Raw genomic sequence first — 7,747 nt, 5'->3', positions numbered from 1 at the left:
GCGGTGGTGGGGGCCTGCGTGAGGAGCGTGAAGAGCAGGGATTCCAGCAACATGGCGTGCGCCTCCGGAGCGGGCACCCGGGGCGCCCGCAGGGTCCATCTATCGCATCCGGACGGACCCCGGGGGACCGGCATTCACCGCTGTGTGGCTTTGACCAGACGCTTCCGCTGCTTCACGCCCAGCAGATAGAAGCGCTCGCGCAGCTCCTGGGCCTCCTCGGGGGACAGGTCCCCGGAGTTCCCCAGGTGCTCGTCCCGCCAGGCGATCGCCCGGGTGATGCTGGCGGACGCCGCCGCGGAGATGTTCAGGCTCTGGCTGAAGCCCTTCATGGGCACCCAGAAGGTGCCGTCCACGCCGTTGAGCACGTCGTCGCTCACGCCGTAGCGCTCGTTGCCGAACACCATGGCGAACTTCGTGTCGAAGCGCAGGCTGTAGAGGCTGGTGGCCCCCTCGCGCAGCGCCGACGCGTAGAGGCTGAAGCCCCGCCCCTTCAGGTGCTCGCGGCACTCCGCGAACGTCTTGTAGAGGTGCACGTCCAACCACTTGTCGCAGCCCTGGGCCACCCGCAGGTTGGGGATGAAGGGCGCTTCCGGGTTGATGACGACGTGCACCTCCTGCACGCCCATGGACTCGCAGGTGCGCAGCACCGCGGCCATGTTGAAGTTGTCCTCCAGCCGGTCGAGCACCACCACGAAGTTGCGCGTGCGCTGGCTGACGACGCGGTCGATCTTCTCCTTCCGCACGTCGAGCAGGAACTGCTCCGGCTCGACGACGTCGCGCTCGAACTTCTCGTAGCGGGGGCCTCCACCAGCCATCGGCTCAGCGCCTCCCGCCGGACTTCTTCGCAGGGGCCTTCCGGGCGGACTTCTTCGCCGGGGCCTTCTTCGCAGGAGCCTTCTTCGCGGCGGCCTTCTTCACCGGCGCCTTGCGCGCGACCTTCTTCGCCACGGGCTTGCGCGAGGACTTCTTCGCGGCGGCCTTCTTGGCCGGAGCCTTCTTCGCGGCGGCCTTCTTCGCCGGAGCCTTCTTCGCGGCGGCCTTCTTCGCCGGAGCCTTCTTCGCCGGAGCCTTCTTCGCGGCGGCCTTCTTCGCCGGAGCCTTCTTCGCGACGGCCTTCTTCGCCGGGGCCTTCTTCGCCGGAGCCTTGGAGGCGGACCTCGTCGTCGGCATCTCGACGTGGATCTTGTCGGTGCGGCCGGTGAAGAGCACCTCCGCCACCGCGTCCATCAGCGACTGCATGCCCTCGCCCGTGGCGCAGGACACCGGGTACACGCGGATGCCCCGGCGGCGCAGCGCCTCCGTGAAGGGCCCCAGGCGGTCGCGGCCCTCCGTCAGGTCCTGCTTGTTGGCGGCCACCACCTGCGGCTTGCCGGCCAGCTCCGCGCTGTACTTCTTCAACTCCGCGTTGAGGATATTGAAGTCGGCCAGCGGCTTGCGGCCCTCGCCCTCGGCGCCCATGTCGATGAGGTGCACCAGCACCTTGCAGCGCTCCACGTGGCGCAGGAACTGGTGGCCCAGGCCCACGCCCTCGCTGGCGCCCTCGATGATGCCGGGGATGTCCGCCATCACGAAGGACAGGCTGTCCTTGTACTGGACCATGCCCAGGTTCGGCACCAGCGTGGTGAACGGGTAGTCCGCCACCTTCGGCCGCGCCCGGCTCACCCGCGAGATGAACGTGCTCTTGCCCGCGTTGGGGAAGCCCAGCAGGCCCACGTCCGCCAGCAGCTTCAGCTCCAGCCGCAGGGTGATCTCCTCACCCTTTCCGCCGTCCTGCGCGAAGCGCGGCGTCTGGCGCGTGGAGGTGGCGAAGTTCATGTTGCCCAGGCCGCCCCGGCCGCCCTTGGCCGCCACGAACTGCTGGCCCGGGTCGCTCAGGTCCACCAGCAGCTCGCCCGTCTGCTCGTTGCGGATCAGCGTGCCCACCGGCACCTGGAGCACCATGTCCTCGGCGCCATGGCCGTTGCAGTCGCTGCCCATGCCGTGCTCGCCGTTCTTGGCACGGTGGTGCTGCTGGTAGCGGTAGTCCAGGAGCGTGGTCAGCTGCGGGTTCGACACGAACACCACGGAGCCGCCATTGCCGCCGTCCCCGCCGTTGGGGCCGCCGCGCTCGATGAACTTCTCACGCCGGAAGGCCACCGCCCCGTTCCCGCCGTCTCCCGCCTTCACATAGATGCGTACTTCGTCGACGAACTTCATGGGGCGAACGCCCTCCTGGAAAAACACAAAGCGGGCCGTCCTCGCATCCACCCGTTCCCAACGGGAACAGAAGGACCGGGAACGACCCGCTCGGTAAGCCGTGCCCTGGGTCGCCCCAGGGCCACTGACTAGGCGCTCGCCTGCTCGGCGGCGGCCGGGTACACGGACACCTTCTTCTTGTCGCGGCCGAGGCGCTCGTACTTCACCACGCCGTCCACCGTCGAGAAGAGGGTGAAGTCGCGACCGAGCTTCACGTTCGTGCCCGGGTGGATGACCGTACCGACCTGGCGCACGAGGATGCTGCCCGCCGAGATCGTCTCACCGCCGTACACCTTCACGCCACGGTACTGCGGGTTGGAATCACGCCCGTTGCGCGAAGAACCCTGACCTTTTTTATGGGCCATGACACCTGCTCCTTGAAGTTCGTGTGGGGAATGCCCGGAAAGGCGATTAGCCGGAGATCGAGGTGACCTTCACCTCGGTGTACGACTGGCGGTGACCACGGCGACGGGTCCAGCCTTCCTTCTCCTTCCGGAAGTGCAGGACGCGGCGGTGCTTGTCCTGCGCCAGCACCTTGCCCACGACCTTCGCGCCCGCCACCGTCGGCTGGCCCACCTTCGGGCTCTCAGAGCCGCCCAGCAGGAGGACCTCGGTGAACGAGACCTCAGCGCCGATATCACCGGAGATCTTCTCGATCCGGACAACGTCGCCCTCGGCGACGCGGTACTGCTTTCCGCCCGTGCGAATGACTGCGTACATCGTCGAACCCCTGTCAGCTTCGGGTTGGTTCAACCCATGGAATCCAACGCGCATTTCGGACGGAGGACCGGCCGGCGCGCTAAAAGACGGCGGGACTTACGAGAATCCTGGGGGGTAGTCAAGGCAGTTGGCGGATCAGCCCGCCTCCAGCCCCCTATTTGCTTTTGAATAGAATTCCCGGAATAAAGTCCACTGGACCGCAACGGAGCGCTCGCTAGGATGCGCGCCGCTTGCTTTCCACCTGTGCCTGTACCTCATCCCTGAGGGGGAGAACCATCATGAAGAAGATCCTGTTCGGTCTGGCCGCCATGGCTTCGCTCACGCTCACCGCCTGCGGTAGCGACTACTGCGATCGCAACGAGGACCTCGCCAAGGACCTGTCCTCCAAGTTCGAGGAGTGTGGCTTCGACACCAGCGCCACCCCGGACGAGCCGACGGACGCGGAGCGCGACGCCTGTAAGGAGGCCCTCGCGGACTGCTCCGACGACGACAAGGAGAAGCTGGACGCGGTCCTGGACTGCATCGACAGCGTCAAGAGCTGCTCCGACAAGTCCACCACCGAGCAGACCCGCATCCTCTCGGACCTCGTGGCCTGCTCCACGAAGGGCGGCACCGTGAGCGCGGCCTGCGCGGCCTCCATCAGCGCGGACTGATCGCCTCATCCCGCGGCGCTCGCCGCGGGCTTCAGGGCCCGGTTCCCTCCCCAGGGAATCGGGCTCTTTCATTTCGGGCACCCGGCAGGCGAGCCCCCAGCGCCCGGTCCACCACCCGGCGGCGCTGCTGGTACTCCCACTCCAGGGGGTCCAGCTCCAGTCCCCGCTCGTAGGACTCCAGGGCCCGCTGGAGCTGGCCGTCGCGCTCCAGCGCGTTGCCGGTGAGGAAGTGCACCCGCGCGGTGCCCACCGCCCGGGGCTGCTCGGCCAGGTACTCCCGGTGAAGCGCGTCCGTCTGGACCGCGGTGAGGCCCGCCTCCAGGCACCGCGCCACGCCCCGGGCATTGCCCAGCCGGGCGTCGTAGCGGGCCCGGCGCAACGGCATGCCCAGGGTGTCGCCCGCGTCCCTCACGCGGATCAGCATGGACTCCAGGCGCGAGCGCTGCCCGCGCGACAGGGGCCGCTGCCGCAGCGCGGACAGGGCGGCCCACAGCTCCCGCGCGCGCTCCCGCGCGGACTCCAGCTCCGCGTCCGGCGAGAGCCCCAGCACCGTGTAGTGGGTGCCCTCCCCCACCAGCTGTCCGCGCCACATGGCCAGGACGCGCTCGGCCTCTGCGTCGTCCGGGAGCTCCCGGGGCGCGGGGAGCGGAGAGGCCGTGGCGCCCGCGAGGTGCTGCTCCACGCGGGCCTTCAGCGCGGCGGACGGCGCGACGAACTGCACGCCGAAGCCCGGGCGCATGCTCCAGGCCTGGGCCTGCTCGGGCGAGACGTGGCGCACCACCTCGCACGTGACGGACAGCGGCCCCGTGGACAGCGGCAGCACCACCTGGACCTGGGCGAACAGCGGGGGCAGCTCCCCCGTCGCGTGCAGGAACACGCCACCGCGCGACAGGTCCGACCCCGTGAAGACCCGGGGCTGCGCGCCCGGCTGCAGCACCACCTGCACGGGCACCGGGAGCGTCTTCCCCCCGGACGCGCCCGGCGGGGCCAGCGGAGGGGTGCGCCGGGGGCCGGTGACGGGAGTTCCCGGGGAGGCCCCTCCCTGCACGGGACGGGGACCGCCCACGGCCGCGCGCGGCGACGGGGGCCTCGTGGCGAGGGCCTGCTCCAACGCGGCCCGCAGCGCGAGCGCGTGGGGGAAGCGTTCCTCCGGCGTCTTCGCCAGCGCGCGCAGCACCACCGCCTCCAGCGCGGGTGGCACCGAAGGGCAGATGGAGCGAAGGGATGGGGGCGTGCGCGTCTGGTGCGCCACGAGCTGGGCGGTGAGCCCCTCGTCGGGGAAGGGCAGCCGCCCGGTGAGCAGCTGGTAGGCGATGACGCCCACCGCGTACAGGTCCGCGCGGCCGTCCAGGCGCCGGCTCAGGGACTGCTCCGGGGCCATGTACTCCGGCGTGCCCACGATGATGCCCGCCACCGTCTCCGGCATGCTCACGTCCACCAGCTTCGCGATGCCGAAGTCGAGCACCTTCACGAACGGCATCCCCCGCCCGCGCTTCACCAGGAAGATGTTGTCCGGCTTCAGGTCGCGGTGGACGATGCCCCGCGCGTGCGCCGCATGCAGCGCGTCACACACCTGCATCAGCATGGGCACCACCGCCCCGGCCGACAGGGGCGTCCCCACCCACGCCGACAGGGGCGCCCCCTCCAGGAACTCCATGATGAGGTACGGCCGGGGCGCCGAGGCGTTGAGGTCGAAGATGCTGACGATGTTCTCGTGCCCGATGAGGTTCACCGCCCGGGCCTCGGCGTGGAAGCGCTGCACCAGCTCCGGGTAGCGCGTCAGGTGTTCGTGCAGCACCTTCACCGCCACGCGGCTGCCAATGGACACGTGCTCCGCCAGGTAGACGGACCCCATGCCTCCCCGGCCCACCCGGCGCACCAGCCGGAAGCTGCCCATCTGGGTCCCCACCAGCGGGTCCACCTCGTCCGCCACGGCCACGGCCGCCGGCGGCTCCACGGCCTTGCCCTGGCCGCCCCCCGCCTCCCGGACGAGCGTGTCGCACGACGTCCCCTCGCCATGTCCCCGCCCGCACGCTGAACACGTGCGCTCGTTCCTCGCGACTTCGGCCATACCGCGCCCCCCTGGCCAATTCCCTGCCCAATCTGCACATCCCGGAAGCCCGGCATCCACTGCCGCCAAGGGTGGGTGTCGCAAAGTGAGGAGGGTCCCCCGCCCTTGGGCCGGGGTGACGGTTGGGCGGCGGACTGCGACGTGTCAGGAAGGTGTCACGCGGATAGGATGCGCGCATGTCCCGCTCGGCCCGACGCATCCCCACCGTGAACCTGTCCCACTACCGCTCCGGCACTCCCGAGGAGCGGGCTCGCTTCGTCCAGGTGTTTGGCGACGCGCTCAAGGAGTTCGGCTTCGTGACCGTGGAGGGCCACGGCGTCGAGGACGCGCTCATCCGCCGCACGTACGCGGACGTGGAGCGCTTCTTCCAGCTGCCGGAGTCCACCAAGACGCGCTACGCGGTGCCGGAGCGTCCGGGGCAGCGGGGCTTCATGGCGTTCGGCCAGGAGCACGCGAAGAACCGCAAGGTGGGGGACCTGAAGGAGTTCTGGCACGTGGGCCGCGAGCTGCCCGTGGGCCACCCGTACCGCGACGACTATGGCGCCAACGTCTGGCCGGAGGAGGTGCCCACCTTCCGTGAGCACACGCTGACGCTCTACCGGGAGCTGGACGACGCGGCGACGGTGATGCTCCAGGCGTTGGCGGACTACCTGGGCATCGCGCGCAACACGTTCAGCGACATGACGGTGGACGGCAACTCCGTGCTGCGGCTCATCCACTACCCGCCGCTGAAGGACCGCTTCATCCCGGGCGCGGTGCGCGCCGCGGAGCACGAGGACATCAACTTCATCACGCTCCTGTGCGAGGGCACGGCCGGCGGCCTGGAGCTGCTCACGCGCGACGGCGAGTGGATTCCGGTGGACACGCTGCGCGGACAGATTGTCGTGGACTCGGGCGACATGCTCAGCCGGGTGATGAACGGCGTCATCCCGTCCACGACGCACCGGGTGGTGAACCCGCCCAGCACGGAGCAGGACACCGTGCGCTACTCGATGCCCTTCTTCGTGCACCCGTTCTCCGACTGCATCCTGAAGCCGCTGCCGCAGACGGAGACGCCGGACAACCCCGCGCGCCACCCGCCCATCACCGCGGACGCGTTCCTCAAGCAGCGCCTGCGCGAGCTGGGCTTCCTCAAGTAGCCCCCGCGAGGGCGAGCAGTTCCTCCATGGACACGCGGAAGTGGCGAGTCCCTTCCGCGCCATGGAGCCAGGGCCCCCGGCCCTTGAGCCACGAGGGCTGCCACGCACGGCCCGTCTCGTCCGTGAGGACGACACGGGTCAGCGGGGCCAGGCGCTGCTCGCCCCGGTAGTACAGCCGGTAGAGCTGGAGCAGCGCCTTGTCGTCGTAACACCCGCCGAACAGCACGTGCGTGTCACTGACGGCGATGGCGCGTGCGCCATGCACCGGGGAGGACCAGACCGTGGAGGGCTCTCCCGGCCTCATGCGCACGAGCGGGAAGTCCGTGTAGCTGTAGAACCAGGTCTCCCGCTCCGAAGCGACGTTGAGCGCGTAGCACTCCAGGATGCTCTGCCCCAGGCCGAGCGCCATCTGCACACCACTCTCCTGCCGCTGCCCCAGCGCATCGAAGCGCTCCAGGCCCTCGGCGCCGACGGGCGACCGTGACCCATCGCCGCCCCGGGTCAGGCTGCCGATGACGCCTTCGTCGAAGTAGCTGACCCAGACCTGTCCGTCGGACGTCGTCTGCACGTCCTCGATGCCGTCCCCCAGGGTCAGCTCCCGCAGCAATGTGCCTTCCGGCGAGTAGACGTGGGCGTTGCGTTCGTATCCCGTCTCCGAGTGGTAACGGCAACGCCCGTTCACGAGCAGCACCTCGCCATCGGGAAGCGGCTGGACGTAGTGGAAGTCCGGGGCACCGCGAGGCAGCGTGAAGCGCTCCCAGGTGTCCCAACCGTCCGCGAAGTGGAGGACCTCGTCGCCCTCCGCGAGCCACCACACGGTGTTGTCGGGTGCCACGCCCAGGGCCTTCACGTTCCGTCCCGCGAGCGCCTCCGCCGCGTCGACGAACGGGTGCACTTCGACGTGGAGTGTCCTCTTCATGCGCATCACG

General features: G+C 69.7%; 8 protein-coding genes. 2 read left to right on the top strand and 6 right to left on the bottom strand.

What is annotated here, in order from left to right; genetic code table 11:
• Positions 1 to 134 precede the first annotated feature (134 nt).
• The 4 genes from D7Y15_RS29910 to rplU form a co-directional block, all read right to left on the bottom strand.
• Positions 135 to 815 (bottom strand): RNA methyltransferase, encoded by a 681-nt coding sequence (locus D7Y15_RS29910; protein WP_121754683.1) that lies wholly within the window; start codon positions 813 to 815, stop codon positions 135 to 137.
• 4 nt (positions 816 to 819) lie between these two features.
• Positions 820 to 2,196: a GTPase ObgE gene (obgE, locus tag D7Y15_RS29905; protein ID WP_121754682.1), complete on the bottom strand. Its 1,377-nt coding sequence runs from the start codon at positions 2,194 to 2,196 to the stop codon at positions 820 to 822.
• A 128-nt stretch (positions 2,197 to 2,324) separates the two neighbouring features.
• A complete protein-coding gene (gene rpmA, locus D7Y15_RS29900; protein ID WP_120536731.1) occupies positions 2,325 to 2,600 on the bottom strand; it encodes a 50S ribosomal protein L27 in 276 nt (91 codons plus the stop codon).
• Between the two features lie 46 nt (positions 2,601 to 2,646).
• On the bottom strand, positions 2,647 to 2,955 hold the full coding sequence (gene rplU, locus D7Y15_RS29895; RefSeq protein WP_120580525.1) for a 50S ribosomal protein L21: 309 nt from the start codon (positions 2,953 to 2,955) through the stop codon (positions 2,647 to 2,649).
• Between the two features lie 278 nt (positions 2,956 to 3,233).
• Here rplU and D7Y15_RS29890 point away from each other — a divergent pair, with 278 nt between their 5' ends.
• Positions 3,234 to 3,608 carry a hypothetical protein gene (locus tag D7Y15_RS29890; protein ID WP_120580524.1) on the top strand — a complete coding sequence of 125 codons (375 nt, stop codon included), beginning with the start codon at positions 3,234 to 3,236 and terminating at the stop codon, positions 3,606 to 3,608.
• Positions 3,609 to 3,639: 31 nt separating this feature from the next.
• On the opposite strand, the gene D7Y15_RS29885 is transcribed toward D7Y15_RS29890, so the two are convergent.
• Entirely contained in the window at positions 3,640 to 5,679 is a 2,040-nt protein-coding gene (locus D7Y15_RS29885; protein ID WP_199745994.1) for a serine/threonine-protein kinase, read from the bottom strand.
• 176 nt (positions 5,680 to 5,855) lie between these two features.
• On the opposite strand from D7Y15_RS29885, the gene D7Y15_RS29880 reads away from it, so the two are divergent.
• Complete coding sequence (locus tag D7Y15_RS29880; RefSeq protein ID WP_120580523.1) at positions 5,856 to 6,818, top strand: isopenicillin N synthase family oxygenase; 963 nt, start codon at positions 5,856 to 5,858, stop codon at positions 6,816 to 6,818.
• Here the strand turns inward: D7Y15_RS29880 and D7Y15_RS29875 are convergent.
• Complete coding sequence (locus tag D7Y15_RS29875; protein WP_148712901.1) at positions 6,811 to 7,737, bottom strand: hypothetical protein; 927 nt, start codon at positions 7,735 to 7,737, stop codon at positions 6,811 to 6,813. The two genes, D7Y15_RS29880 and D7Y15_RS29875, sit on opposite strands and share 8 nt — an antisense overlap.
• Between the last annotated feature and the right edge of the window lie 10 nt (positions 7,738 to 7,747).

It is taken from the genome of Corallococcus sp. AB030 (assembly GCF_003668965.1).
Taxonomy (GTDB): Bacteria; Myxococcota; Myxococcia; order Myxococcales; family Myxococcaceae; genus Corallococcus; species Corallococcus exiguus.
Note: the sequence above shows the minus strand (reverse complement) of the source record. Positions and strands in the feature narration are given on the sequence as shown.

Coding starts and splice junctions, on each gene's coding strand:
- D7Y15_RS29910 (WP_121754683.1), bottom strand. CDS start 815: ATGGCTGGTGGAGGCCCCCGCTACGAGAAGTTCGAGCGCGACGTCGTC.
- D7Y15_RS29890 (WP_120580524.1), top strand. CDS start 3,234: ATGAAGAAGATCCTGTTCGGTCTGGCCGCCATGGCTTCGCTCACGCTC.
- rplU (WP_120580525.1), bottom strand. CDS start 2,955: ATGTACGCAGTCATTCGCACGGGCGGAAAGCAGTACCGCGTCGCCGAG.
- obgE (WP_121754682.1), bottom strand. CDS start 2,196: ATGAAGTTCGTCGACGAAGTACGCATCTATGTGAAGGCGGGAGACGGC.
- rpmA (WP_120536731.1), bottom strand. CDS start 2,600: ATGGCCCATAAAAAAGGTCAGGGTTCTTCGCGCAACGGGCGTGATTCC.
- D7Y15_RS29875 (WP_148712901.1), bottom strand. CDS start 7,737: ATGAAGAGGACACTCCACGTCGAAGTGCACCCGTTCGTCGACGCGGCG.
- D7Y15_RS29880 (WP_120580523.1), top strand. CDS start 5,856: ATGTCCCGCTCGGCCCGACGCATCCCCACCGTGAACCTGTCCCACTAC.
- D7Y15_RS29885 (WP_199745994.1), bottom strand. CDS start 5,679: ATGGCCGAAGTCGCGAGGAACGAGCGCACGTGTTCAGCGTGCGGGCGG.